At 53.2% G+C, this 24333-nt stretch carries 29 protein-coding genes and 1 pseudogene; 15 read left to right on the plus strand and 15 right to left on the minus strand.

Translation table 11 applies throughout. The features are described 5' to 3' along the window. A pseudogene (locus J4613_RS20510) lies at positions 1–106 on the plus strand (IS110 family transposase); the annotation flags it as partial. A 102-nt stretch (positions 107–208) separates the two neighbouring features. Here the strand turns inward: J4613_RS20510 and cgtA are convergent. The 4 genes from cgtA to rplU form a co-directional block, all read right to left on the minus strand. Continuing rightward, positions 209–1381 (minus strand): Obg family GTPase CgtA, encoded by a 1173-nt coding sequence (gene cgtA, locus J4613_RS20515; protein ID WP_000673556.1) that lies wholly within the window; start codon positions 1379–1381, stop codon positions 209–211. A 15-nt stretch (positions 1382–1396) separates the two neighbouring features. After that, on the minus strand, positions 1397–2362 hold the full coding sequence (locus J4613_RS20520) for a DMT family transporter (RefSeq protein ID WP_000813052.1): 966 nt from the start codon (positions 2360–2362) through the stop codon (positions 1397–1399). A gap of 129 nt (positions 2363–2491) precedes the next feature. Beyond that, on the minus strand, positions 2492–2749 hold the full coding sequence (rpmA, locus tag J4613_RS20525) for a 50S ribosomal protein L27 (RefSeq protein WP_000940593.1): 258 nt from the start codon (positions 2747–2749) through the stop codon (positions 2492–2494). A gap of 19 nt (positions 2750–2768) precedes the next feature. Beyond that, the gene (gene rplU / locus J4613_RS20530; RefSeq protein ID WP_000271396.1) at positions 2769–3080 is read right to left on the minus strand and encodes a 50S ribosomal protein L21; all 312 of its coding nucleotides are present in this window, start codon (positions 3078–3080) and stop codon (positions 2769–2771) included. A gap of 257 nt (positions 3081–3337) precedes the next feature. Between rplU and ispB the strand changes: the two genes are divergently transcribed. Together ispB and sfsB are read left to right on the plus strand one after the other, a co-directional pair. Next, a complete protein-coding gene (gene ispB / locus J4613_RS20535) occupies positions 3338–4309 on the plus strand; it encodes an octaprenyl diphosphate synthase (RefSeq protein ID WP_001047354.1) in 972 nt (323 codons plus the stop codon). A 231-nt stretch (positions 4310–4540) separates the two neighbouring features. Continuing rightward, a complete protein-coding gene (sfsB, locus tag J4613_RS20540) occupies positions 4541–4828 on the plus strand; it encodes a DNA-binding transcriptional regulator SfsB (RefSeq protein ID WP_000444167.1) in 288 nt (95 codons plus the stop codon). A gap of 58 nt (positions 4829–4886) precedes the next feature. On the opposite strand, the gene murA is transcribed toward sfsB, so the two are convergent. The 7 genes from murA to mlaF all read right to left on the minus strand — a co-directional run bounded on the left by murA (position 4887) and on the right by mlaF (position 9750). Beyond that, positions 4887–6146: a UDP-N-acetylglucosamine 1-carboxyvinyltransferase gene (murA, locus tag J4613_RS20545; RefSeq protein ID WP_000357288.1), complete on the minus strand. Its 1260-nt coding sequence runs from the start codon at positions 6144–6146 to the stop codon at positions 4887–4889. 53 nt (positions 6147–6199) lie between these two features. Further along, positions 6200–6454: a BolA family iron metabolism protein IbaG gene (ibaG, locus tag J4613_RS20550; RefSeq protein ID WP_001518349.1), complete on the minus strand. Its 255-nt coding sequence runs from the start codon at positions 6452–6454 to the stop codon at positions 6200–6202. Positions 6455–6641: 187 nt separating this feature from the next. Next, a complete protein-coding gene (mlaB, locus tag J4613_RS20555; protein WP_000188843.1) occupies positions 6642–6938 on the minus strand; it encodes a lipid asymmetry maintenance protein MlaB in 297 nt (98 codons plus the stop codon). Further along, a complete protein-coding gene (gene mlaC, locus J4613_RS20560) occupies positions 6938–7573 on the minus strand; it encodes a phospholipid-binding protein MlaC (protein ID WP_000476475.1) in 636 nt (211 codons plus the stop codon). Before mlaC ends, mlaB begins: the two co-directional genes overlap by 1 nt. An 18-nt stretch (positions 7574–7591) precedes the next feature. After that, on the minus strand, positions 7592–8143 hold the full coding sequence (gene mlaD / locus J4613_RS20565; protein ID WP_002954571.1) for an outer membrane lipid asymmetry maintenance protein MlaD: 552 nt from the start codon (positions 8141–8143) through the stop codon (positions 7592–7594). A gap of 4 nt (positions 8144–8147) precedes the next feature. After that, positions 8148–8930, minus strand: coding sequence for a lipid asymmetry maintenance ABC transporter permease subunit MlaE (gene mlaE, locus J4613_RS20570; protein ID WP_000925786.1), 783 nt, complete (start codon positions 8928–8930; stop codon positions 8148–8150). A gap of 7 nt (positions 8931–8937) precedes the next feature. Beyond that, positions 8938–9750: a phospholipid ABC transporter ATP-binding protein MlaF gene (mlaF, locus tag J4613_RS20575; RefSeq protein ID WP_000531566.1), complete on the minus strand. Its 813-nt coding sequence runs from the start codon at positions 9748–9750 to the stop codon at positions 8938–8940. A 212-nt stretch (positions 9751–9962) separates the two neighbouring features. Between mlaF and J4613_RS20580 the strand changes: the two genes are divergently transcribed. The 12 genes from J4613_RS20580 to yrbL all read left to right on the plus strand — a co-directional run bounded on the left by J4613_RS20580 (position 9963) and on the right by yrbL (position 18804). After that, positions 9963–10940: a calcium/sodium antiporter gene (locus J4613_RS20580; RefSeq protein WP_000922742.1), complete on the plus strand. Its 978-nt coding sequence runs from the start codon at positions 9963–9965 to the stop codon at positions 10938–10940. 13 nt (positions 10941–10953) lie between these two features. Beyond that, a complete protein-coding gene (gene kdsD / locus J4613_RS20585; RefSeq protein WP_000018612.1) occupies positions 10954–11940 on the plus strand; it encodes an arabinose-5-phosphate isomerase KdsD in 987 nt (328 codons plus the stop codon). Between the two features lie 20 nt (positions 11941–11960). Then, complete coding sequence (gene kdsC, locus J4613_RS20590) at positions 11961–12527, plus strand: 3-deoxy-manno-octulosonate-8-phosphatase KdsC (RefSeq protein WP_000030026.1); 567 nt, start codon at positions 11961–11963, stop codon at positions 12525–12527. After that, entirely contained in the window at positions 12524–13099 is a 576-nt protein-coding gene (gene lptC, locus J4613_RS20595; protein WP_000047845.1) for an LPS export ABC transporter periplasmic protein LptC, read from the plus strand. The genes kdsC and lptC overlap by 4 nt, the downstream gene beginning before the upstream one ends. Further along, the gene (lptA, locus tag J4613_RS20600) at positions 13068–13622 is read left to right on the plus strand and encodes a lipopolysaccharide ABC transporter substrate-binding protein LptA (RefSeq protein ID WP_000669770.1); all 555 of its coding nucleotides are present in this window, start codon (positions 13068–13070) and stop codon (positions 13620–13622) included. The genes lptC and lptA overlap by 32 nt, the downstream gene beginning before the upstream one ends. Before the next feature lie 6 nt (positions 13623–13628). Beyond that, positions 13629–14354: an LPS export ABC transporter ATP-binding protein gene (lptB, locus tag J4613_RS20605; protein ID WP_000224104.1), complete on the plus strand. Its 726-nt coding sequence runs from the start codon at positions 13629–13631 to the stop codon at positions 14352–14354. Between the two features lie 47 nt (positions 14355–14401). Continuing rightward, the gene (rpoN, locus tag J4613_RS20610) at positions 14402–15835 is read left to right on the plus strand and encodes an RNA polymerase factor sigma-54 (protein WP_000809020.1); all 1434 of its coding nucleotides are present in this window, start codon (positions 14402–14404) and stop codon (positions 15833–15835) included. A gap of 22 nt (positions 15836–15857) precedes the next feature. Then, complete coding sequence (hpf, locus tag J4613_RS20615; RefSeq protein WP_001176589.1) at positions 15858–16145, plus strand: ribosome hibernation promoting factor; 288 nt, start codon at positions 15858–15860, stop codon at positions 16143–16145. A gap of 117 nt (positions 16146–16262) precedes the next feature. After that, positions 16263–16754 carry a PTS IIA-like nitrogen regulatory protein PtsN gene (gene ptsN / locus J4613_RS20620; protein ID WP_000609332.1) on the plus strand — a complete coding sequence of 164 codons (492 nt, stop codon included), beginning with the start codon at positions 16263–16265 and terminating at the stop codon, positions 16752–16754. 45 nt (positions 16755–16799) lie between these two features. Next, complete coding sequence (gene rapZ, locus J4613_RS20625; RefSeq protein WP_000243749.1) at positions 16800–17654, plus strand: RNase adapter RapZ; 855 nt, start codon at positions 16800–16802, stop codon at positions 17652–17654. Then, positions 17651–17923, plus strand: a complete 273-nt coding sequence (gene npr, locus J4613_RS20630; protein ID WP_000216797.1) for a PTS phosphocarrier protein NPr — start codon at positions 17651–17653, stop codon at positions 17921–17923. Before rapZ ends, npr begins: the two co-directional genes overlap by 4 nt. 248 nt (positions 17924–18171) lie before the next feature. Further along, complete coding sequence (yrbL, locus tag J4613_RS20635) at positions 18172–18804, plus strand: PhoP regulatory network protein YrbL (RefSeq protein ID WP_111742232.1); 633 nt, start codon at positions 18172–18174, stop codon at positions 18802–18804. A 74-nt stretch (positions 18805–18878) separates the two neighbouring features. Here yrbL and mtgA read toward each other — a convergent pair whose 3' ends face one another. The 4 genes from mtgA to J4613_RS20655 all read right to left on the minus strand — a co-directional run bounded on the left by mtgA (position 18879) and on the right by J4613_RS20655 (position 23843). Further along, positions 18879–19607 carry a monofunctional biosynthetic peptidoglycan transglycosylase gene (gene mtgA / locus J4613_RS20640; RefSeq protein ID WP_000044657.1) on the minus strand — a complete coding sequence of 243 codons (729 nt, stop codon included), beginning with the start codon at positions 19605–19607 and terminating at the stop codon, positions 18879–18881. Further along, entirely contained in the window at positions 19604–20257 is a 654-nt protein-coding gene (gene elbB, locus J4613_RS20645) for an isoprenoid biosynthesis glyoxalase ElbB (protein ID WP_000719822.1), read from the minus strand. The genes mtgA and elbB overlap by 4 nt, the downstream gene beginning before the upstream one ends. A gap of 226 nt (positions 20258–20483) precedes the next feature. Next, positions 20484–22820 carry an aerobic respiration two-component sensor histidine kinase ArcB gene (gene arcB, locus J4613_RS20650; RefSeq protein ID WP_000809813.1) on the minus strand — a complete coding sequence of 779 codons (2337 nt, stop codon included), beginning with the start codon at positions 22818–22820 and terminating at the stop codon, positions 20484–20486. Between the two features lie 93 nt (positions 22821–22913). After that, positions 22914–23843: a TIGR01212 family radical SAM protein gene (locus J4613_RS20655; RefSeq protein WP_001176879.1), complete on the minus strand. Its 930-nt coding sequence runs from the start codon at positions 23841–23843 to the stop codon at positions 22914–22916. Between the last annotated feature and the right edge of the window lie 490 nt (positions 23844–24333).

Raw genomic sequence — 24333 nt, forward strand, 5'->3', positions numbered from 1 at the left:
GAAGAAAGCCGCGCTGGGAGCTGTGATGCGCAAACTGGTACATTTATGCTTCGGCGTGTTGAAAACGCGGCTTCCGTGGGATGAAAATTATGTAGCTACCGCTTGACGTTCAAGACGGTAGCTACAACGAACATAATAAAACGGGCCGCAAATGCGGCCCGTTGGCTTTTATAGGCCGGATAAGCGTAAGCGCCATCCGGCTACGAGATTAACGTTTGTAGATGAACTCGACGCCTTCTTCGTCGTCTTCATCCCAGTCGTCATCCCAGTCATCGTCTGCGTCTTCTTCCACTTCAGCCAACTGCTGGCGATGATAATCGTCCCACATGAACTCGACTTTTTCCGGCTGTTTTGCTTCTTCAGCCTGCGCAATCGGATTCTCGATGATAAAGGTCATCACATCCCAGCAGAGATCTTTCACCCCTAGCTGACTGGCAGCGGAAATCAGATAGTATTTCCCTTCCCAGCCCAACGCTTCGGCGATTGCTTTCGCTTTCTCTTCCGCTTCGGTTTTATCCATCAGATCGATCTTGTTGAACACTAACCAGCGCGGTTTAGCCGCCAGATCCTGGCTGTATTTTTCCAGTTCGCCAATAATGATACGGGCGTTTTCCACCGGATCGGAACCATCGATCGGATCGATATCAATGAGGTGCAGCAGTACGCGGCAACGTTCGAGGTGCTTCAGGAAGCGAATCCCCAGGCCCGCGCCTTCCGCCGCGCCTTCGATCAACCCCGGAATGTCGGCCACCACAAAACTCTTTTCGCTATCCATTCGTACCACGCCCAGGCTCGGCACCAGCGTGGTAAACGGATAGTCCGCGACTTTCGGTTTTGCTGCCGATACCGCGCGAATGAACGTTGATTTACCGGCGTTTGGCATCCCCAGCATCCCGACATCCGCCAGCAGCATCAGTTCCAGCAGCAGGTCGCGCTTATCGCCCGGCGTACCATTGGTTTTCTGGCGCGGCGTACGGTTAACCGAGGATTTAAAACGGGTATTGCCTAACCCATGCCAGCCGCCCTTCGCGACCAACAGACGCTGACCGTGTTTGGTCATGTCGCCCATCGTTTCACCGGTTCCCTGGTCGATAACGCGCGTACCGACCGGCACTTTGATGGTCACGTCTTTACCGCGTTTACCGGTACAGTCCCGGCTCGCGCCATTCTGACCACGTTCAGCGCGGAACGATTTTTCAAAGCGGTAATCGATCAGCGTATTCAGGTTTTCATCGGCTTCCATCCAGACGTCGCCGCCGTCGCCGCCATCACCGCCGTCCGGGCCGCCTTTCGGGATATATTTTTCGCGGCGGAAGCTCACACAGCCATTACCGCCATCGCCTGCAACGACCAGAATCGATGCTTCATCAACAAACTTCATTTTATTCTCCGTAAATCATTCGCCTGAGCGGGGTTGCGAAACCACCGTTTCATGCTTGCGTAAACCGCCCCAAATACGATGACCAATGGCGGAATACATCGCGCCCGCAACCACGACAAACGCACCGAGATAACCTAAAAGGTTTAACATCGGTCTGGCGAAGAAATCGGGCCAGGCCATAGATAAAAGATCTGAAAACAGCAGGGTAAATAGCGGTGTAAGCGTGATTATCGCGCTCACCTGCGCCGCCTGCCAACGCGCCATCGCTTCCGCCAGGGCGCCATATCCTACCAGCGTATTTAGCCCGCAGAAAATCAAACAGGCGAGCTGCCAGTCGCTCAGTTGCGCTATCACCATCGGTTTTGCCAGCGGCAAGAGCGCTATCGTACATAAAGTGTACAGTAAAAACAGGATCTGCTGCGAGGCCAGACGTCGCAATAATACTTTTTGCGCCACGCCATAGCTCACCCACACCATCGCCGCGCCTACGCCAAAAATAACGCCCCAGGTGTAGTCGGTCAGTCGGGTAAAAATCTCGATCAGACTGGTGTTAAAAAACATCACCAGCCCGCTCAATAACATCAGCGCGCCAATCACCTGCGTACCGCGCATCTTTTCTTTCAGAATAAAGACGCTGGCGACCATCATGCCAACCGGCGAGAGCTGGCCGATAACCTGCGACGCGGTTGGGCTTAAATATTGCAGGGAAGAACTGAACAAAATGAAATTACCGAACAGTCCGCAGGTCGCTATCGCCAATAACACCAACCAGCGCGGCTTACGAAAAATACGCAGCGGCGGCAGCTTTCTTTTTACTGCCAGTATCGCCCCGAGGCCAATACTGGCCATTAAGAAGCGGTAGAAGACAATGGTTGAAGGCTCCATCACCTCCAGCACTTGCTTCATTGCTATTGGCAACGCTCCCCAGCACATCGCGGTAGTGAGCGCTAAAAGAATGCCAATGCCTGCCTGCTGCTTCATGCCGTGTTCCCTGCAAAGACCCGTTAACGGCATTCGCACAGCCACACGGGTATATTTTAGTCGGCCATCGAATGTAAAAAGCCCCGCAACAGGTGCGGGGCTTTCATCCGTTACCGGACCACAAAAAACTTACTCAGCAACGATGCTGATGTATTTACGGTTTTTCGGGCCTTTAACTTCGAATTTCACTTTACCGTCTGCTTTAGCAAACAGAGTGTGGTCACGACCGCAACCAACGTTGGTGCCAGCGTGGAATTTAGTACCACGTTGACGAACGATGATGCTGCCTGCCAGAACTGCTTCACCGCCAAAGCGTTTTACGCCCAGACGTTTAGCTTCAGAATCGCGACCGTTACGAGTCGAGCCGCCAGCCTTTTTATGTGCCATTTAATCTGCTCCCCTAATCTTAAGCGCTGATGCCGGTAATTTTCACATCAGTGAACCACTGACGATGGCCCTGCTGCTTACGGTAGTGTTTACGGCGACGAAACTTAACGATTTTAACTTTCTCGCCACGACCGTGGGCAACAACTTCAGCTTTGATTACGCCGCCATCAACGAAAGGAACGCCGATTTTGACTTCTTCACCGTTTGCGATCATCAGAACTTCAGCGAACTCGATAGTTTCGCCAGTTGCGATGTCCAGCTTTTCCAGGCGAACGGTCTGACCTTCGCTTACTCGGTGTTGTTTACCACCACTTTGGAAAACCGCGTACATAAAAAACTCCGCTTCCGCGCACACCTTTCAATGATTCAGAGCGCGCTATAAATATTCACAATAGGGCGCGAATATTACGCAAATTGCACGGCTTTGACAAGTGCTACCATCAATACATGAAGAAAAAAAACACAACGCATACGGTAACGTTTATCTGCGGCGTTTTTTCAGTACAATCAGGGTATATTTCTAACCATAAACCCTACGTTACCTCATTCAGACATGGGATAATCGGGGCGATAAGCCCGGCTTTTGCGATGAATTTAGAAAAAATCAACGAGTTAACCGCGCAAGATATGGCGGGTGTCAATGCGACAATCCTTGAACAGCTTAATTCCGACGTTCAACTGATTAATCAGCTAGGATATTACATTATTAGCGGCGGCGGAAAACGCATTCGTCCGATGATTGCCGTTCTTGCCGCGCGTGCGGTGGGTTATCAGGGTAACGCGCACGTGACTATCGCCGCTCTGATCGAGTTTATCCACACGGCGACGCTGCTACATGATGATGTGGTGGATGAATCCGATATGCGTCGCGGCAAAGCGACGGCAAATGCCGCTTTCGGTAATGCCGCCAGCGTGTTGGTCGGCGACTTTATCTATACCCGCGCCTTCCAGATGATGACCAGCCTCGGCTCGTTAAAAGTGCTGGAAGTGATGTCGGAAGCGGTCAACGTGATTGCAGAAGGCGAAGTGCTGCAATTGATGAACGTGAATGACCCGGACATTACCGAAGAAAATTACATGCGGGTGATTTACAGTAAAACGGCGCGTCTGTTCGAAGCCGCCGCCCAGTGCTCCGGTATTCTTGCCGGTTGTACGCCTGAGCAAGAGAAAGGGTTGCAGGACTATGGCCGCTACCTTGGTACGGCTTTCCAGCTCATTGACGATCTGCTGGATTACAGTGCCGACGGCGAGCATCTCGGTAAAAATGTGGGTGATGACCTCAATGAGGGCAAACCTACCTTACCGTTGCTTCACGCCATGCGCCACGGTACGCCAGAACAGTCAGCGATGATCCGTACCGCTATTGAACAAGGTAATGGCCGTCATCTTCTGGAACCGGTTCTGGAAGCGATGACCACCTGCGGCTCGCTGGAATGGACGCGTCAGCGAGCGGAAGAAGAAGCCGACAAAGCGATATCCGCGTTGCAGATATTGCCGGATACCCCATGGCGTGAGGCGCTAATCGGTCTCGCACACATCGCGGTGCAGCGCGATCGTTAATGCCGTTCTCTTATCCCGCGTACTGCGCGGGATATCCCATTAAGTTCTAATAAACTCCAGATACCCTATCGCCTGTTTTTCACATACTCATCCAGGATTTCCCCTGGCATATTCTGAATATTGCCGCCACTTACATGAACTTTTTAGAACATTCCTTCACGAAGCGTTATAGTATCGAACGTCGTCGGGTTGTTAAAACCGTAAGTGATTAATCTAAGGAGTGATGGATGTATGGAAAGCAAGCTTATTGACTGGCATCCGGCCGATATCATTGCCGGACTACGTAAAAAAGGGACTTCAATGGCCGCTGAGTCACGTCGGAATGGATTGAGTTCATCCACGCTGGCCAATGCATTAACGCGCCCGTGGCCGAAAGGAGAGTTGATTATTGCGAAAGCATTGGGAACGGAACCCTGGGTTATTTGGCCATCGCGTTATCACGATCCGCGCACGCATGAGTTTATCGACAGAACGCGGCTTATGAGAGCGCGTAATAAAGACAAACAGAATGTAGAGTAAGTGTCTGTAAAACAACCCCCGCAATCGCGTTCGCGGGGGTTATTCAGCGTACAGAAGGTTATTCGCCTTTCACGCGTTCAATATTCGCGCCTAGCGCGCGCAGTTTGTCTTCGATGCGCTCATAACCGCGATCGATGTGATAAATGCGATCCACAATCGTCGTGCCTTCCGCAATACAGCCCGCCAGCACCAGGCTCGCAGATGCCCGCAGATCTGTCGCCATGACCTGGGCGCCAGAGAGCGTTTCTACGCCATGACATATGACAGTATTGCTTTCAATTTCCGCACGCGCGCCCATGCGACTGAGTTCAGGCACGTGCATAAAACGGTTTTCAAAGACGGTTTCAGTGATAAAGCCCGTCCCTTCCGCCACCAGGTTCAGCAACGTGAACTGCGCCTGCATATCGGTCGGGAATGCCGGGTGCGGCGCGGTACGGACATTGACCGCCTTCGGTCGTTTGCCGTGCATGTCCAGACTAATCCAGTCCTCGCCCACTTCGATATCCGCGCCAGCATCGCGCAGTTTCGCCAGTACCGCGTCCAGAGTGTCCGGTTGCGCGTTACGGCAGAGGATTTTGCCGCGAGAGATCGCTGCCGCCACCAGGAAAGTCCCCGTTTCGATACGATCCGGCAGCACACGATAAACGCCGCCGCCCAGACGCTCTACGCCCTCGATCGTAATACGATCGGTGCCCTGCCCGGCGATCTTCGCCCCCAGCGTAACCAGGAAGTTAGCGGTGTCGACAATTTCCGGCTCGCGCGCGGCGTTTTCAATGATGGTCGTCCCTTCCGCCAGCGTAGCGGCGCACATAATGGTGACGGTCGCGCCGACGCTGACCTTATCCATCACGATATGCGCCCCTTTAAGACGTCCTTCGACGGAGGCCTTTACGTAGCCCTCTTCCAGCTTGATGGTCGCACCCAGTTGTTCCAGACCGGTAATATGCAGATCAACCGGACGCGCGCCGATAGTACAGCCCCCCGGCAGAGAGACTTGTCCCTGACCAAAACGGGCAACCAGCGGCCCCAGCGCCCATATCGAGGCGCGCATGGTCTTAACCAGATCATAAGGCGCGCAGAACACGTTCACCTGGCTGGCGTCAATATGTACCGATCCATTGCGTTCCACTTTCGCGCCTAATTGGCTCAAGAGCTTCATCGACGTATCCACGTCTTTCAGTTTTGGAACGTTTTGGATCTCTACCGGTTCTTCTGCCAGCAGAGCGGCGAACAGGATCGGCAGCGCGGCGTTTTTGGCGCCGGAAATTGTGACTTCGCCCTGGAGCGTCGTTGGCCCCTGTACACGAAATTTATCCATTTTTGTATTCTCAGTTAAGCATTCATCTCCGCTACCGGCAGGTTACCCGTAGCTTAAAATCCGTTAAGTTTACGATCGCGCGCCCATTCCGCCGGGGTATATGCTTTGATCGATACGGCATGGATACGGTTGTCCGCAATGTACTCCATTAGCGGCCCATAGACCGTTTGCTGTTTCTTGACCCGGCTCATGCCGTCAAACATCTCGCCCACGGCAATAACCTGAAAGTGACTGCCATCGCCGGAGACGTGGACTTCCTGGAGGGAGAGGGCATTCATCAGCACACTCTGAATTTCATGATTTTCCATGGGTTCTTTATTCGTCAAATAGTGAAAACAGCCCAACATCTTAGAGCAAAGTCGCGCCGTCTTAAATAAGCAAAAGATTACGCTGATAAATCAGCGCGGTAAAAGTGCCGGATGGTGCTGCTAACGCAACTTATCCGGCCTACGGGGATCATGCGAAGTGTAGGCCGGATAAACCATCCGGCATTCATTACATACGGGGAAGTACGTCTTCGGGCAAGTTATATAATTGCGCCAGCGCGTAAACCTTGTCGTTAACGCCAGACAGCGACACGGCATTGCCCTGCTTTTTTGCCTGGTTCACAAGGTGCGCCAGCAGCGCCAGTCCCCCCGTATCTACCCTGGAGATCTGGCTCAGGTCGATACGGGTAACGCCATTCATCGCTTCTACGCGCGCGTCCCATAGCGGCGCCAACACGTCCTGATCCAGCTCTCCCGCCAGCACCAGAGTGTCCGCCTCACGCGTCCAGGTGAGTTGCGGCGTCATTACTGTTTCTCGTCCAAAGTAATTTTCTGTTGAGAGATAGATTTCAGTTGTGCGGTCAGGCCGTCGATGCCTTTAGTACGCAGCAGGTCGCTCCACTCATTTTGCTTGGTGGTGATCATGCTGACGCCTTCCGCAATCATGTCATACGCCTGCCAGTTGCCGGTCTGGGTGTTTTTGCGCCACTGGAAATCCAGGCGTACCGGCGGACGACCGTTAGGATCGATAATCGTTACACGGATAGGCACAATGGTCGCATCGCCCAGCGGTTGCTCAGGCGCTATCTGGTAAGTCTGACCGTGGTACATCGCCAGCGCCTGACCGTAGGCCTGTTTCAGGTATTCGCGAAACGCGGCAAAATAGGCTTCACGCTGCGCCGGAGTCGCCTCTTTGTAATAGCGGCCCAACACCAGCGCGCCGGCATATTTTACCTGCACGTACGGCAGAAGTTCCTGATCAACAACGTCGCGCAGGTAATCCGGATTGGCACGAATTTTCGGCTGTTCGTTTTTCAGGCGATCAAACGTTTTCTGCGCCGCCTCGTTCATCAGTTTATAAGGATTGCTCTGATCCGCTGCCGTTGCTGCGCTTAATGGCGCAATGACCAGCAGGGCCACCATCATCAGTCGTTTAAACATGCCTCAATTCTCCTGAGATTATTTCGTTGCGCCCGCGGGCGTTGTGGCTTCAGTATGGCCTTCCGTTGCGGCTGGCGCATCGCCAGAATTCTTATTGTCGTCGCCTTTGCTGTTATAAAGGAACTGGCCAATCATATCTTCCAGCACCATTGCAGACTTGGTGTCCTGAATCGTACTCCCATCTTTGAGGATAGACGTTCCCAGCTCAGGATCTTCAAAACCGACGTTTAATGCCAGATATTGCTCCCCCAGCAGCCCGGAAGTACGAATACTCAACGAGCTGGTATCGGGAATATGGTTATAACGCTCTTCGATGTCGAGCGTTACGCGCGGCAGGTATGTTTTCGGATCAAGCGAGATATCTTCAACCCGCCCGACAACCACCCCGCCGATGCGTACCGGGGAACGCACTTTCAGACCGCCGATGTTATCGAAGGTCGCATAAACCTTATAGGTCGGCTCCGTGCGCATAGAGGTCACATTTGCCGCCTTCAGGCAAACAAACAGCGCCGCCAGCAACGCTACCAGCAAAAAAACGCCTACCCAAATTTCATTTTTTTTCGTTTGCATGAACTCAATTCCCAAACATCAGTGCGGTCAGCACAAAATCCAGCCCCAGAACGGCCAACGATGCGTGAACCACGGTACGCGTCGTTGCCCGGCTAATCCCGGCAGAAGTTGGTATTGCGTCATAACCGTTGAATAACGCAATCCATGTTACCGTAATGGCGAACACCACGCTCTTTATCAGACAGTTCACCAGGTCCATACGCCAGTCGACGGCATTCTGCATCGCGGACCAGAAGAACCCGGCGTCGATTCCTTTCCAGCTTACGCCGACCAGCGAGCCGCCCCAGATACCGACCGCCACAAAGATAATGGTCAGTAGCGGCAACGAAATCACGCCCGCCCAAAAGCGCGGCGAAATCACCCGGCGCAATGGATCGACCGCCATCATCTCCATACTGGAGAGCTGCTCCGTCGCCCGCATCAGGCCGATTTCCGCCGTCAACGCCGACCCGGCCCGCCCGGCAAACAGCAACGCCGCGACCACCGGCCCCAGCTCGCGCAGCAGCGAAAGCGCCACTAACATGCCAAGACTGGTCTCCGCGCTGTAAGTGGTCAGAACCAGATAGCCTTGCAGCCCCAGCACCATACCGATGAATACGCCGGAGACAATAATGATAAGCATCGACAAGACGCCCACATTATAAAGCTGGCGCACCAGCAGCGGCGCATGTTTGCGAAACTCCGGCTTACCGATAATCGCATTGAATAACATTAACCCGGCGCGCCCGAACGTCCTGACGGTTTTGATCCCGCTGTGTCCGAGTGCTGCCAGCGCATTTAACAGCATGAGTGGCTTAACTCCCTGTTTCGAGTAAATCAAGGTGATAGTCGCCCGCCGGATAGCGGAACGGAACCGGCCCGTCGGCAATGCCGTCAAGGAACTGACGCACGCGCGGGTCCGTATTCTCCTGCAACGCCTGAGCGCTACCGTGAGCGACGATTTTTTTGTCCGCCATGATCCAGGCGTGATCAGCAATACTGAGCACCTCTGGCACATCATGCGAGACCACCACGCAGGTCACGCCCAGCGCGCTGTTCAATTCTGAAATCAGCTTCACCAGAACGCCCATGGTAATCGGGTCCTGGCCGACAAACGGCTCATCGAACATGATGAGATCCGGTTCCAGAGCGATGGCGCGCGCCAACGCGGCGCGGCGCGCCATCCCACCGGAGAGCTCGGAAGGCATCAGTTTTGCCGCGCCGCGCAGCCCGACAGCTTCCAGTTTCATCATCACGACGCTTTTTAGCAGCGGCGCGGGTAAATTGGTGTGCTCCCGTAGCGGATAGGCCACATTGTCAAACACGTTCATGTCGGTAAACAGCGCTCCCGACTGAAACAGCATACTCATACGTTTGCGGACGGTGTAGAGCCGCGAACGGGACATGGCCGGCACATTCTCGCCATCAAATAAGATCTCGCCCTTATCCGGCGGGATCTGTCCGCCAATCAGGCGCAACAGCGTGGTTTTACCGATGCCCGACGGCCCCATGATCGCCGTGATCTTCCCGCGCGGCACCGTCAGGGAAATATTATCGAAAATGCAGCGTTCGCCACGGGAAAAGCTGACGTCGCGCATATCGACTAAATTGGCCGCAGACTGACCCATTGATTCATCCTTCGTATTGCCTTGTTGAGGTAACCATGGCGCTGAATTTAACCATGGGTTCGACATAATTACAGAATATTAACTGACAGGGTTAGCGAAAGCTGGCATTCGTTTTACTTTTTAGCCGCATAAAGTCAAAATTAGGACTTCGTTACGGCTTCCAGATATCCCTTCCAGGGGACCGGCGAGTATACCTGAAGAAAGGACTTTAGATGCTTTTAGCGATGGCGCTACTCATAATTGGTTTGCTTCTGGTGGCCTACGGCGCCGATCGTCTGGTGTTTGCGGCCTCTATTTTATGCCGTACATTCGGTATTCCCCCGCTGATCATCGGGATGACGGTCGTGAGTATCGGCACCTCGCTGCCGGAAATTATTGTGTCGGTCGCCGCATCGCTACACGGTCAGCTCGATTTGGCCGTCGGCGCGGCGCTCGGTTCTAACATCACCAATATTTTGCTGATCTTAGGGCTGGCGGCGCTGGTTCGTCCATTTACCGTGCATTCCGATGTTCTACGTCGCGAATTGCCATTAATGTTATTTGTTAGCGTGGTAGCCGGTTCCGTACTGCATGACGGACAGTTAAGTCGCAGTGATGGTATCTTTCTCCTGCTTCTGGCTGTGCTATGGCTGTTATTCATTGTTAAAATCGCGCGTCTGGCCGAACGCCAGGGGAATGACAGCCTCACCCGCGAACAACTGGCGGAGCTGCCGCGCGAAGGCGGGCTCCCCGTCGCGTTCTTATGGCTGGGCATTGCGCTGGTCATCATGCCGATGGCGACGCGCATGGTAATCGATAACGCTACGGTGCTGGCGAACTATTTCGCCATGAGTGAATTAACGCTCGGTCTGACAGTCATCGCCGTCGGCACCAGTCTGCCAGAACTGGCGACGGCGATTGCCGGCGTGCGAAAAGGCGAAAATGATATTGCCGTTGGTAATCTCATTGGCGCCAATATTTTTAATCTCGCCATCGTGCTGGGACTGCCTGCGCTGATCGCGCCGGGGGAGATCAACCCGCTGGCGTTTGGGCGAGATTATAGCGTTATGTTGCTGGTTAGCGTGGTTTTCGCTTTACTTTGCTGGCGGCATCCGCGTCAGATTGGTCGGGGCGCAGGTATACTGCTGACCGGCGGGTTTATCGTATGGCTGGCGATGCTCTATTGGCTATCGCCACTTCTTGTTGGATAACTGGAAACGGATTATGTCGCATTTAGCGTTGCAACCGGGGTTTGACTTTCAGCAGGCAGGCAAAGAGGTCCTGGAAATTGAACGTGAAGGCCTGGCGGAGCTTGATCAATACATCGATCAGAATTTCACCCTGGCCTGTGAAAAAATGTTCAACTGCACCGGAAAAGTGGTGGTCATGGGGATGGGAAAATCCGGTCATATCGGACGGAAAATGGCCGCCACGTTCGCCAGTACCGGCACCTCTTCCTTTTTTGTACATCCGGGCGAAGCCGCGCACGGCGATTTGGGGATGGTTACGCCGCAGGATGTGGTTATCGCTATCTCCAACTCCGGCGAATCCAGCGAGATCGCGGCGCTAATACCGGTACTTAAACGTCTGCACGTGCCGTTAATTTGCATTACCGGGCGACCGGAAAGCAGCATGGCGCGTGCGGCAGATGTGCATCTGTGTGTTAAAGTGCCCAAAGAAGCGTGTCCGTTAGGCCTGGCGCCTACCAGTAGTACCACCGCAACGCTGGTGATGGGCGACGCGCTCGCCGTGGCGTTATTAAAAGCGCGCGGCTTTACCGCCGAGGATTTCGCTCTGTCGCATCCTGGCGGCGCGCTGGGACGTAAGCTACTGCTGCGCGTAAGCGATATTATGCATACTGGCGATGAGATCCCGCATGTTAATAAACATGCCACCCTGCGTGATGCGCTGTTAGAAATTACGCGTAAAAATCTCGGTATGACCGTCATTTGCGATGAATCCATGAAGATCGACGGTATCTTCACCGACGGCGATTTACGTCGCGTGTTCGATATGGGCGGCGATATGCGCCAGTTGGGGATCGCCGAGGTGATGACGCCAGGGGGCATTCGCGTGCGTCCCGGTATTCTCGCTGTCGATGCGCTGAATTTAATGCAGTCCCGCCATATCACCTCCGTACTGGTTGCTGATGGCGACCAGTTACTCGGTGTGTTACATATGCATGATCTCCTGCGTGCAGGCGTCGTGTAGAAACTCAAGGATAATTAACGATGAGTAAAGCAGGTGCGTCGCTTGCGACCTGTTATGGCCCCGTCAGCACCCATGTCATGACCAAAGCGGAGAATATCCGCCTGCTCATCCTGGACGTGGATGGCGTATTGTCTGACGGCCTGATTTATATGGGCAATAACGGCGAAGAGCTGAAGGCTTTCAACGTTCGTGACGGCTATGGTATTCGCTGTGCTTTGACCTCCAATATCGAGGTTGCCATTATTACCGGACGAAAGGCTAAACTTGTAGAAGATCGCTGCGCCACTCTGGGGATCGCCCATCTTTATCAGGGACAGTCGAATAAGCTGATCGCCTTTAGCGATCTGCTGGAAAAACTGGCCATTGCGCCGGAAAACGTTGCCTATGTCGGCGATGATCTGATTGACTGGCCGGTGATGGAAAAAGTGGGGTTAAGCGTTGCCGTTGCGGATGCGCATCCGCTGCTGATCCCCCGCGCTGACTATGTGACGCACATTGCCGGCGGGCGCGGCGCGGTACGTGAAGTATGTGATTTGCTGCTGCTGGCGCAGGGCAAGCTGGATGAGGCCAAAGGGCAATCGATATGAGTAAAACCAGACGTTGGGTTATCATTCTACTGTCGCTGGCCATTCTGGTACTGATTGGTATCAATCTGGCGGATAAAGACGATCCTGCTGCCGTGATGGTCAACAGCAACGATCCCACGTATAAAAGCGAGCATACGGATACCGTCGTGTACAGTCCGGAAGGCGCGTTGAGCTATCGTCTGATCGCGCAGCACGTTGAATATTTTTCCGATCAGGCGGTCTCATGGTTTACGCAACCGGTATTAACCACCTTTGATAAGGATAAAGTGCCGACATGGTCGATCAAGGCCGATAAAGCCAAATTGACTAACGATCGGATGCTCTATCTGTATGGCCATGTTGAAGTCAACGCCCTGGTGCCTGACGCTCAATTACGCAGAATTACCACCGATAACGCGCAGATTAATCTGGTGACGCAGGATGTTACCTCGAACGATCTGGTGACGTTATACGGCACAACATTTAACTCCAGCGGACTGAAAATGCGCGGTAACTTACGCAGCAAGAACGCCGAGCTGATTGAAAAGGTTAGAACCTCTTATGAAATTCAAAACAAACAAACTCAGCCTTAATCTTATGCTTGCCGGCTCGCTGCTGGCCGCCAGCATTCCGGCTTTCGCCGTCACGGGCGATACCGAACAGCCTATTCATATTGACTCGGATCAACAGTCGCTGGATATGCAAGGCAACGTCGTGACCTTTACGGGCAACGTGGTGATGACCCAGGGCACGATTAAGATCAACGCCGATAAAGTCGTGGTTACCCGCCCTGGCGGCGAACAGGGGAAAGAGGTGATCGACGGTTACGGCAATCCGGCCACCTTCTACCAGATGCAGGACAACGGTAAGCCGGTGAAAGGCCACGCTTCCCATATGCATTACGAGCTGGCGAAAGATTTTGTGGTGCTGACCGGCAACGCTTATCTGGAGCAGCTTGACAGCAACATTACCGGCGACAAAATCACCTACCTGGTGAAAGAGCAGAAAATGCAGGCCTTCAGCGAGAAAGGCAAACGCGTCACCACCGTTCTGGTGCCGTCGCAGTTGCAAGACAAAAACAAAGGCCAGACTCCGGCGCAAAAGAAGAGTAACTAATTCGTTATGGCAACATTAACTGCAAAGAATCTGGCGAAGGCCTATAAAGGCCGTCGCGTAGTGGAAGATGTCAGTCTGACCGTTAACTCCGGGGAGATTGTCGGGCTGCTCGGTCCAAACGGCGCGGGTAAAACCACCACCTTTTATATGGTCGTCGGTATCGTGCCGCGTGACGCGGGCAATATCATCATCGATGATGAAGATATCAGTCTGCTGCCGCTGCACGCGCGCGCGCGCCGCGGTATCGGCTATTTGCCGCAGGAAGCCTCTATTTTCCGCCGTCTCAGCGTATTTGATAACCTGATGGCGGTACTGCAAATTCGTGACGATTTGACCGCAGAACAGCGAGAAGACCGCGCCAACGAGCTGATGGAAGAGTTTCATATTGAGCATCTGCGCGACAGCATGGGACAGGCGTTGTCCGGTGGTGAACGCCGTCGTGTAGAAATTGCCCGCGCGTTGGCCGCTAATCCCAAATTTATCCTGCTGGATGAACCCTTTGCCGGCGTTGACCCGATTTCCGTTATCGACATCAAACGCATTATCGAGCATCTGCGCGATAGCGGGCTCGGCGTGCTGATCACCGACCATAACGTCCGTGAGACGCTGGCAGTCTGTGAACGTGCCTATATCGTGAGCCAGGGCCACCTTATTGCCCACGGTACGCCGACAGAAATCCTGCAAGACGAACACGTTAAGCGTGTATATCTTGGGGAAGACTTCAGACTCTGATAGGGTAGAGGGCTATGCTGCTCTAGCGGGAGAAAACGACTCTGAATATGAAGCAAGGTTTGCAACTCAGGCTTAGCCAACAACTGGCGATGACGCCTCAGCTACAACAGGCCATCCGTCTGTTGCAGTTGTCTACGCTGGAACTTCAGCAGGAACTCCAGCAAGCGCTGGAAAATAACCCGCTGCTTGAGCAAACCGATCTTCATGACGAAATCGACACTCAGCAACCTCAGGATAACGATCCTCTCGATACCGCCGACGCGCTCGAACAAAAAGAGATGCCGGAAGAGCTGCCGCTTGACGCCAGTTGGGATGAAATTTACACCGCCGGGACGCCGTCCGGCCCCAGCGGCGATTATATCGACGATGAGCTGCCCGTCTATCAGGGCGAAACGACGCAGTCGTTGCAGGATTATCTGATGTGGCAGGTTGAGCTAACGCCCTTCTCGGATACCGATCGCGCTATTGCGACATCCATTGTCGACGCGGTAGATGATACCGGCTATCTCACCGTATCCCTGGACGAAATTCGCGAAAGCATGGGCGATGTAGAGGTGGATCTCGATGAGGTTGAAGCCGTCCTGAAGCGCATTCAGCGTTTTGATCCGGTAGGCGTCGCGGCAAAAGATCTTCGCGACTGTCTGCTGATCCAGCTTTCACAATTCGACAAATCCACGCCGTGGCTGGAAGAGGCGCGGCTTATTATCTGCGATCACCTTGATCTGCTGGCCAACCACGATTTCCGCACGTTGATGCGCGTTACCCGACTAAAAGAAGAGGTGCTGAAAGAGGCGGTAAACCTGATTCAGTCGCTCGATCCCAGACCCGGTCAATCGATCCAGACCGGCGAGCCGGAGTACGTTATCCCGGATGTGCTGGTACGCAAGCATAACGGTCGCTGGACGGTGGAGCTTAATAGCGACAGTATTCCCCGTTTACAGATTAACCAGCACTATGCCGCCATGTGCAATAGCGCGCGCAACGATGCCGACAGCCAGTTCATCCGCAGTAATTTACAGGATGCGAAATGGCTGATAAAAAGCCTTGAAAGCCGCAACGACACGCTGCTGCGCGTCAGTCGCTGCATCGTCGAGCAACAGCAAGCCTTTTTTGAACAGGGCGAAGAATATATGAAACCGATGGTACTGGCGGATATCGCCCAGGCCGTCGAGATGCACGAATCCACTATATCCCGCGTGACCACGCAGAAGTATTTGCACAGCCCGCGCGGTATTTTTGAACTCAAATATTTCTTTTCCAGCCACGTCAATACCGAAGGCGGAGGCGAAGCCTCTTCCACCGCGATTCGCGCGCTGGTGAAGAAGTTAATTGCGGCGGAAAACCCCGCGAAACCGCTGAGCGACAGCAAGTTAACCTCTCTGCTGTCAGAACAAGGTATCATGGTGGCGCGCCGCACTGTTGCGAAGTACCGAGAGTCTTTATCCATTCCGCCGTCAAACCAACGCAAACAGCTGGTTTGACCCAACCGATAAGGAAGACACTATGCAGCTCAATATCACCGGACATAATGTCGAAATTACTGAAGCCCTGCGTGAATTTGTGACGACAAAATTCGCCAAACTTGAACAGTATTTTGAGCGGATTAATCAGGTATACGTGGTGTTGAAAGTGGAGAAGGTCACGCATATCTCGGATGCGACGCTACACGTTAACGGCGGCGAAATTCACGCCAGCGCGGAAGGCCAGGATATGTATGCCGCCATTGACGGCTTGATTGATAAACTGGCAAGGCAGTTAACCAGGCATAAAGATAAACTGAAACAACACTAATTGTCCGGGCAGTTAGCCAGTGCAGGACGGCCTGTTGTGTGACACAACGGGCCATTTGTACAGTTAGCGCTCCGAACCTGGCCATCAACCTGACAGGACAGGTTCTTAGGTGAAATTATGATAAATAACGATACGACTCTACAACTGAGCAGTGTACTTAACCAGGAGTGTACGCGTAGCGGCGTTCATTGTCAGAGTAAGAAACGCGCGCTGGAAATCATCAGCGAACTGGCGGCAAAACAGCTCAGTTTACCTCCTCAGGTCGTGTTTGAAGCCATTCTGACACGCGAAAAAATGGGCAGTACCGGTATTGGTAATGGTATCGCCATCCCGCACGGGAAACTGGAAGAAGATACCTTACGCGCCGTCGGCGTGTTCGTTCAGCTCGAAACGCCGATCGCGTTCGACGCCATCGATAACCAGCCGGTCGATCTCCTCTTCGCCCTGCTGGTGCCCGCCGATCAAACTAAAACGCATCTGCACACGCTGTCGCTGGTGGCGAAACGTCTGGCGGATAAAACGATCTGCCGCCGCCTGCGCGCGGCGCTGAATGATGAAGAGCTGTATCAAATCATTACTGACACCGAAGGTGAGCAGAATGAGGCATAACAACTCAATGGCATTTCTTTCTGTCGTTGTGAGGAGAAACGGTACATGGTACTGATGATCGTCAGCGGGCGTTCCGGATCAGGTAAATCTGTCGCTCTGCGCGCGCTGGAAGATATGGGATTTTACTGCGTGGATAACCTCCCCGTCGTGCTGTTGCCCGATCTGGCGCGAACGCTGGCCGATCGCCAGATTTCCGCCGCCGTCAGCATTGATGTGCGCAATATGCCTGAATCACCTGAGATTTTTGAACAGGCGATGAATAATCTGCCTGGCGCTTTCTCGCCGCAATTGCTGTTTCTTGATGCCGACCGCAATACCTTGATTCGCCGCTACAGCGACACGCGCCGTTTGCATCCGCTTTCCAGCAAAAATCTTTCTTTAGAGAGTGCAATCGATAAAGAGAGTGACTTGCTGGAGCCGTTACGCTCACGAGCGGATCTGATCGTCGACACTTCAGAAATGTCCGTCCATGAGTTGGCGGAGATGCTGCGTACCCGGCTGTTGGGCAAACGCGAGCGCGAACTGACGATGGTATTTGAGTCCTTCGGCTTTAAACATGGTATCCCGATTGATGCGGACTATGTGTTTGATGTCCGCTTTCTGCCCAACCCGCACTGGGACCCAAAACTGCGCCCCATGACCGGGCTTGATAAGCCGGTAGCCGCGTTTCTTGACCGACACACAGAAGTTCACAATTTTATCTATCAGACTCGCAGCTATCTTGAGCTATGGTTACCGATGCTGGAGACCAACAACCGCAGCTACCTTACCGTCGCTATCGGTTGTACCGGCGGGAAACACCGTTCGGTGTATATTGCAGAACAGCTGGCAGACTACTTCCGCTCGCGCGGTAAAAATGTCCAGTCTCGCCATCGCACGCTGGAAAAACGCAAAACATGACCGTAAAGCAAACAGTTGAAGTCACCAATAAGCTGGGCATGCATGCCCGGCCTGCCATGAAGCTTTTCGAACTGATGCAGGGGTTTGACGCCGAGGTGCTATTACGCAATGACGAAGGCACCGAAGCGGAAGCAAACAGCGTCATCGCGCTGTTAATGCTCGACTCCGCCAAAGGGCGTCAGATCGAAATTGAAGCCACCGGCCCGCAAGAAGTTGAAGCGCTGGCGGCGGTTATCGCGCTGTTCAATTCCGGCTTTGACGAAGACTAAACCTCCCCCTCTATACCCTATTTCCCCCAACGCCGTCCCGGTATTTGATGACAGTCCCCCCAAAACCGGGCGTGTTACGCCTGCCTGCCTCTTGTCCCGCAGCCCCGCCCTTTCGTAAGATTTGTACATTTCGTGCGCTTTACCTATGCATAAAAACATTAAGAAAACCTTAAAAAATTTCGTTTAGGTTTTGTTTAAGTTCTTTGTCCATACTAAATTTATGTGAATAAATTTAGTATGGACTTGCCATGATCCTCTTATCGAAACAGACTCCGCTGGGCGCTGGTCGACATCGTAAATGCTATACGCATCCGGATAATGCCCGGCGTTGCATAAAAGTTATTTACAACCGTAACCACGGCGGTGATAAAGAGATTCGGCGTGAACTGAGCTACTATGCACATCTGTCCCGCTACCTGACGGACTGGAGCGCTATCCCCCGTTATTACGGCACGGTAGAAACCGATTGCGGCACCGGCTATGTCTACGACATGATTACCGATTTCAACGGCGCGCCCTCTATTACCCTGACCGAGTTCGCCGCGCAATGTCGTTATGAAGAGGATGTCGCTGTCCTGCGGCGGCTACTGAAAAAACTGAAACGTTACCTGCTGGATAACCATATTGTGACGATGTCGCTGAAGCCGCAAAATATCCTGTGCCAGCGTATCAGCGAGTCAGAAGTGGTTCCGGTGGTTTGCGACAATCTGGGGGAAAGTACCTTTATCCCGCTGGCGACCTGGTCAACATGGTGCTGTGAACGCAAACTGGAGAGAGTGTGGCAGCGGTTTATCGCCCAGCCTGCGCTGGCCGTTGCCCTGGAGAGGGACGCGCAGCCAAAAGACAAGAAACGGCTGGCGCTTACTTCTCACGAAGCTTAATGGCCTGTGCTTATCAGGCCTGGACGACACAGATCGCAGGCCGGATAAGGCGTTCGCGCCGCCAATCGGCAAAATTAATTAAGCTGGTTGCGCGTCATAAAAGATTCCCCGCCCAGTTGTCGCATCTGGCGCATAATCCACGCCTGCCGGCTACGCACATAGCCAGACGGCGCATTCGCCTTATAGCGTAACGGATTTGGCAATACCGCCGCCAGCAACGCGGCTTCAGACACACTCAAGCGACTGGCAGGTTTATGAAAATACCGTTGTGCCGCAGCCTCCACGCCAAAAATACCATCGCCAAACTCCGCGATATTCAGATAAACCGTGAGAATGCGTTTTTTGCTCCAGACAGTTTCAATGCCCAGCGTTAGCCCAGCCTCCAGACCTTTGCGCACCCAACTGCGTCCATCCCATAAAAAGAGATTTTTCGCCGTTTGCTGCGAAAGCGTAGAGGCGCCGCGAATACGGCTCTCATTCCGCTCATTATGCGCCAACGCTTTTTCAATCGCCGGAACATCAAAGCCCCAGTGCTCAGGGAACTTCTGGTCTTCCGCCGCAATTACCGCCAGCCCCATCCACGGCGAGATATCCGCCATACTGACCCAGTCAGAATGCGCCACATAACCAAATTCTCCACTTAGCCAGGCGCTAATCTGCCGTTCCGCCATCACCGCCGAAAAAGGCACCGGAACCACGCTAAACAGCGCAATGCCGCCGCCCCAAAAGACGGCGAGCGCAGCAAGGATACGTAAAAGTAGACGGCGCAAAAACGTTAACGGCGCGATGCGTCGTTTGCTCATTCCGCCAGAACCAGCACGCGCGACACTAATTTATCAATGCCGCTTGCCGCCTGAGCGATATCCTGCGCCAGCATATAGGCAGGGGTGGTCACGACCTTGTTATCCTCGTCCACAACGATATCATCAACCGGGCAAGGTACGTGTTCGGCGCCCATCTCTTCAAGTACTTCAGCGGTATCAATATCCGTCCCTATTGTCAGACGTAGCGGGAAGTCAAAGATTTTCGGCAACATTGCGGGCGCGATACAGATGAATCCCAGCGGCTTGCCGGACTGGTGCATGGCCTTCGCCAGCGCGACGACATCGCTATCCACCCGGCATTCGCTCCCCTGGCTGGCGAAATTACTCAGGTTCTTCGCCGCGCCGAAACCACCGGGCACAATGAGCGCATCCAGCTCCTCTGGCTGCGCCTGGGACAGGGGACGAATATCGCCCCGCGTAATACGCGCCGCCTCAATCAGAACGTTACGCGTTTCCGCCATCGCTTCGCCGGTCAGGTGATTAATAACATCCGCTTGTGGTTTATCCGGCGCGAAGCAGACAGCCTGCGCGCCGCTGCGGGCAATGGCCAACAGCGTCAGAACGGCCTCATGAATTTCGGTGCCGTCATAGACGCCGCATCCGCTGAGCACTACGCCAATTTTTTTCATGGTGAACATCCTCCTGCAACCGACTCAAGCCCATTAATAATTTTGATTAAAATGCTACGCTTCACACATTTAAATGATTCATGTAACAAATCATTTAGGATTTGCTATCTTAACTGCGTGCGGCCTGAAAACAGGACTGCGCCTTTGACATCATCATAATAAGCACGGCGCAGCCACGATTTCCCTGGTGTTGGCGCAGTATTCGCGCACCCCGGTCAAACCGGGGTCATTTTTTTTCCGCGTTTGCCACCCAGGCTTTCAGCACCGCGACATCGTGCTGCCACTCCTGCTTCATCTCTTCAATCCATTCCGCGACGTTATCTTCCCAGGCGGGAAGATCCGGCGACTGGATTTGCTGGCCAAGCTGTTGCAGATGACGCAGCCCTACCGAACCGGCGGCGCCTTTAATCTTATGCCCCTCCTCAACGACGCCTTTTTTGTCACGCGCCGTCAGATTGGACTCCAGCACGCTTAAATAGCCAGGCATCATTTTTTCAAACACCGCGAGACCGTCGGTGATCAATTTAGGCCCAACCAACTCGATGTATTGTTCCAGCATCGGGATATCCAGCAGCGCTTGCGCTTTATCGCTCTCTTCAGGCGTCACGGTACTCTCCTCTTTATCGGTGGCATCCCAGAATTTTTTAATCATCGCGGTTAAGGCCGGCACCGACAGCGGCTTACTCAGCACATCGTCCATACCAGCGTCCAGATACTCTTTTTTATCTTTCAGAACGTTAGCCGTAAGCGCTACCAGCGGCGGTAAATCTTCCCGCGTGTGGCGACGGGTCAGTTCTCTGGCGATATCCAGACCCGTCATATCCGGTAGCTGAATATCCAGTAAGACCAGGTCATATTCGCCTGGCGCGAACATCTCCAGCGCCGCCTTGCCGGTCATCGCGACATCCACGCTGTTACCCAGTTTTTCCAGTACCGAACGCGCCACGATCACGTTCAGTTCAATATCTTCGACCAGCAGAACATGCAGCGCGGGCAGCGGCATGTCATCTTCATCAAAGGCGTCCTCCACCTCTTCCGCCACCGCTGGCGCATGAACCGTTAGCGTAAAGGTCGATCCTTTGCCCGGCAGACTGGAAACGGTAATATCGCCGCCCATATTTTTCGCCAGCCGACGGGAGACCGCCAGCCCGATACCGGTACCCGTTGCCGGTTTGCCGCCGTTACTGTCTTTCACCTGATAATACATGGCGAAAATTTTATCCTGCTCATCCTGCGGAATGCCGATCCCGGAATCTTCCACTTCAAAGTGCAGCATGTCGCCTTCATCATAGCGCGCCCGCACCGTCACCTGGCCCTGCTGAGTAAACTTCACCGCATTGCTGATCAAATTCCATAAAATCTGGCGCAGACGCGTTCCGTCGGTAATGACTTTGTGCGGCAACGGCAGCGTCGGCTCAAGCACAAAACGTAGCCCTTTTTGCTGCGCCTGCAAACCGGAAAGGTTTTCCAGATCGGCCATAAAGCTGGTGAAATCAATGGGTTGGTTATCAAGCTGAACCTTACGCCGCTCCATCTTATCCATATCAATGATATCATTGAAAATATTGCCTAACGTCACGGCGGAGACATGGATTGTCTTAAGGTATTTTTCCTGTTCGGCGGTGAGATCGGTATCCAGCAGGATGCGGCTTAAACCGACGATGCCGTTAAGCGGGGTGCGCAGCTCATGACTGATGGTAGAGATAAACGTGGTCTTGTCGCGGCTGGCGCGCTCCAGCGCGTCCTGATAACGCTTACGTTCGGTAATATCACGACCAAATCCCATCAAGCCATGACGTTTACCGACACGGTCGTAATAAGGCACTTTACGAATTTCAAAGCAGGCCTTTCGTCCGTCGGGGTAATCCAGCCACTGTTCATAGGTCAGGGAGACGTTATGGCGGAATACTTTTTCGTCGGTTTCAATGACTTTCTCCGCCGCTTCGGGAGAGTACACATCTTCCGGCTTCAAATGCACCAGCTGTTTTTCGCTCTTGCCGGTTAGCAATTCCATTGCGCGGTTACAGCCGGAAAATTCTTTATCCTCATTACGATAAAAAACCAAATCCGGCGAGGCGTCCAGAAAGGAACGCAGAAAAGAGGATTGCTGTTCTAGCTGGATTTGCGCCTCTTCACGCTCTTTAATTTCTACTTTTAGCTGTTCAAATGTCTCTTGCAGCTCCGCTTCCGCTTTTTCGCGATCGGCAATTTCCTGATTAAGCTGGGCAATATTGTCCTTCAACTGTACGTTAAGCTTGAGATCGCGCTCGCGCATCTCCTCCAGCTTTTGCACCAGACGCGACAGTCGCTGCCTTGACTCTTCCAGTTGTTCAACAACAACGGATAAGAAATAGACCGCCCAGGGCGTAATTAACAGGCCAAAAAAGATGGAACGAATAACGTCGATACTTTCAACCTGACCATGCAGCACCATGGTCACCGCCATCTGCACGACAATCGCCAGCACCACCAATGCCAACGCCAGGAGCATGGAAAAGCGCACCAGACCCAATTTCATCATCAGGTCGACATAGTATTGCGCCAGCATACGAATTTGCTTCATAGAGGATTCCTTCACCACAACTTCGCACATAATACCCAATTATGGGAACCGCGTTGAATATTGTGCGAAATATGCGTAGCGCCCCTCATCACGCTACGCTACAGGTGGTATCCAGGGACGGGCCAGCGCAGAGCCCTGTACGCCATGCTCATTCAGGTATTTGTCCAGCTCAACCATCCCCGTCCAGCGATTCTCGCACCACAGCGGGGCAAGCAGCGTCGGACGGCGAGCGCTGGCTGAAATTCGGTGATAAATCACCTCCGGCGGCGTATGACGAATCATCTCACCTGCCGTTAGCGTGTAGTCGTCCAGTTCGATGCCGTTCAGCCGCCCCGCTTCCCAGGCTTTGGCCATCGTACTGCCTTTCACAATATGCAGCGGATGCAGTTTAATACCGTCAACGCCCGTCTCCACCACACGCTCCATGGTTTGCAGGCATTCTGCCTGCCCTTCTCCCGGCAGCCCCACAATCAGATGCGCACACACTTTCAGCCCGCGCTCCCGGGCAATCCGGGTGGTACGCTGATAGCAGGCGAAGTCATGCCCGCGGTTAATTCGGTGCAGGGTTTTATCGTGCGCGGTTTGCAATCCCAGTTCCAGCCATACCTCGTAGCCTTGATCTTTATATTCACACAGTAAATCTACTACTGCCTGCGGGACACAATCCGGACGCGTACCGACGCATAACCCGACGATACTGGCCTGGCTGACCGCCTGTTGATACATGGAACGCAGCACCTGCACTTCCGCAAAGGTGCTGGTGTAGGCCTGGAAATAGGCCAGATAACGTTTAGCGCGGTTCACCAGATGCGCCTGATGCGCAAGCTGCTCGGCAATCGAATGATGCTGCTGCGCCTCATCGGCAAAAGAGGCGACATTACAGAAGGTGCAACCGCCACGCCCGATGGTGCCGTCGCGGTTAGGGCAGCTAAAACCGCCATGAAGCGTCAGCTTATGAACCTTTTGCCCATACCGACGTAAAAGATCCCCACCAAACATATTGACTAATTTCTGTAACTGCATAATCTGATAGACCGCCTCTTAAAAAGAGGCCAAAGCCTGCCATTTTTAGTCTCCTTTGGCGATGACCTGGATCAATCGTCCCGGAAGGCTTTTACCAATTGCATAATCAAGCAAAATAAACGATATTTCATTCATAATCCCGCTGATGATTTTTCCTGATATTCCCCTCTTTTTTCAGCGTCTGCTGGGTCATCGATAAAAACAGTAGCATTCAATACTGCTCACGCTTAAAACAGCATAAAATGCCAAGATTTTTGAAAAAGAAAGGTCAGATAACGTCTGGCGAGCGGCTCTTATAGTGAGACAGATCACAGGCTTTCTGCCGCTCCGTATTAGCAGCCCCTCTATAAAAAACCTTTTAATTTCAATATATTCAAAAAGTTATCTGTGCTACAGCACACTTTTGCATAAATCAGTTTGCCATTTGACCTGGGTGTGGATTCCCGATAAGTTGGGGATCCGCTGGAAGCTTTCTGGATGAGCCGTCTGC

The sequence above is a fragment of the Salmonella sp. 32020114201800008SM genome (assembly GCF_017572025.1).
GTDB classification, from domain to species: Bacteria; Pseudomonadota; Gammaproteobacteria; order Enterobacterales; family Enterobacteriaceae; genus Salmonella; species Salmonella enterica.

What these genes read in the sequence shown, in the direction of transcription:
- rpmA (WP_000940593.1), bottom strand. Translation starts at nt 2,749, where the DNA reads ATGGCACATAAAAAGGCTGGCGGCTCGACTCGTAACGGTCGCGATTCT.
- yrbL (WP_111742232.1), top strand. Translation starts at nt 18,172, where the DNA reads ATGATCCTCTTATCGAAACAGACTCCGCTGGGCGCTGGTCGACATCGT.
- lptC (WP_000047845.1), top strand. Translation starts at nt 12,524, where the DNA reads ATGAGTAAAACCAGACGTTGGGTTATCATTCTACTGTCGCTGGCCATT.
- J4613_RS20580 (WP_000922742.1), top strand. Translation starts at nt 9,963, where the DNA reads ATGCTTTTAGCGATGGCGCTACTCATAATTGGTTTGCTTCTGGTGGCC.
- J4613_RS20520 (WP_000813052.1), bottom strand. Translation starts at nt 2,362, where the DNA reads ATGAAGCAGCAGGCAGGCATTGGCATTCTTTTAGCGCTCACTACCGCG.
- hpf (WP_001176589.1), top strand. Translation starts at nt 15,858, where the DNA reads ATGCAGCTCAATATCACCGGACATAATGTCGAAATTACTGAAGCCCTG.
- mlaD (WP_002954571.1), bottom strand. Translation starts at nt 8,143, where the DNA reads ATGCAAACGAAAAAAAATGAAATTTGGGTAGGCGTTTTTTTGCTGGTA.
- murA (WP_000357288.1), bottom strand. Translation starts at nt 6,146, where the DNA reads ATGGATAAATTTCGTGTACAGGGGCCAACGACGCTCCAGGGCGAAGTC.
- cgtA (WP_000673556.1), bottom strand. Translation starts at nt 1,381, where the DNA reads ATGAAGTTTGTTGATGAAGCATCGATTCTGGTCGTTGCAGGCGATGGC.
- rapZ (WP_000243749.1), top strand. Translation starts at nt 16,800, where the DNA reads ATGGTACTGATGATCGTCAGCGGGCGTTCCGGATCAGGTAAATCTGTC.
- ptsN (WP_000609332.1), top strand. Translation starts at nt 16,263, where the DNA reads ATGATAAATAACGATACGACTCTACAACTGAGCAGTGTACTTAACCAG.
- J4613_RS20655 (WP_001176879.1), bottom strand. Translation starts at nt 23,843, where the DNA reads ATGCAGTTACAGAAATTAGTCAATATGTTTGGTGGGGATCTTTTACGT.
- mlaB (WP_000188843.1), bottom strand. Translation starts at nt 6,938, where the DNA reads ATGACGCCGCAACTCACCTGGACGCGTGAGGCGGACACTCTGGTGCTG.
- mlaE (WP_000925786.1), bottom strand. Translation starts at nt 8,930, where the DNA reads ATGCTGTTAAATGCGCTGGCAGCACTCGGACACAGCGGGATCAAAACC.
- rpoN (WP_000809020.1), top strand. Translation starts at nt 14,402, where the DNA reads ATGAAGCAAGGTTTGCAACTCAGGCTTAGCCAACAACTGGCGATGACG.
- kdsC (WP_000030026.1), top strand. Translation starts at nt 11,961, where the DNA reads ATGAGTAAAGCAGGTGCGTCGCTTGCGACCTGTTATGGCCCCGTCAGC.
- mlaC (WP_000476475.1), bottom strand. Translation starts at nt 7,573, where the DNA reads ATGTTTAAACGACTGATGATGGTGGCCCTGCTGGTCATTGCGCCATTA.
- lptA (WP_000669770.1), top strand. Translation starts at nt 13,068, where the DNA reads ATGAAATTCAAAACAAACAAACTCAGCCTTAATCTTATGCTTGCCGGC.
- mlaF (WP_000531566.1), bottom strand. Translation starts at nt 9,750, where the DNA reads ATGGGTCAGTCTGCGGCCAATTTAGTCGATATGCGCGACGTCAGCTTT.
- kdsD (WP_000018612.1), top strand. Translation starts at nt 10,954, where the DNA reads ATGTCGCATTTAGCGTTGCAACCGGGGTTTGACTTTCAGCAGGCAGGC.
- ibaG (WP_001518349.1), bottom strand. Translation starts at nt 6,454, where the DNA reads ATGGAAAATCATGAAATTCAGAGTGTGCTGATGAATGCCCTCTCCCTC.
- arcB (WP_000809813.1), bottom strand. Translation starts at nt 22,820, where the DNA reads ATGAAGCAAATTCGTATGCTGGCGCAATACTATGTCGACCTGATGATG.
- npr (WP_000216797.1), top strand. Translation starts at nt 17,651, where the DNA reads ATGACCGTAAAGCAAACAGTTGAAGTCACCAATAAGCTGGGCATGCAT.
- mtgA (WP_000044657.1), bottom strand. Translation starts at nt 19,607, where the DNA reads ATGAGCAAACGACGCATCGCGCCGTTAACGTTTTTGCGCCGTCTACTT.
- sfsB (WP_000444167.1), top strand. Translation starts at nt 4,541, where the DNA reads ATGGAAAGCAAGCTTATTGACTGGCATCCGGCCGATATCATTGCCGGA.
- lptB (WP_000224104.1), top strand. Translation starts at nt 13,629, where the DNA reads ATGGCAACATTAACTGCAAAGAATCTGGCGAAGGCCTATAAAGGCCGT.
- elbB (WP_000719822.1), bottom strand. Translation starts at nt 20,257, where the DNA reads ATGAAAAAAATTGGCGTAGTGCTCAGCGGATGCGGCGTCTATGACGGC.
- rplU (WP_000271396.1), bottom strand. Translation starts at nt 3,080, where the DNA reads ATGTACGCGGTTTTCCAAAGTGGTGGTAAACAACACCGAGTAAGCGAA.
- ispB (WP_001047354.1), top strand. Translation starts at nt 3,338, where the DNA reads ATGAATTTAGAAAAAATCAACGAGTTAACCGCGCAAGATATGGCGGGT.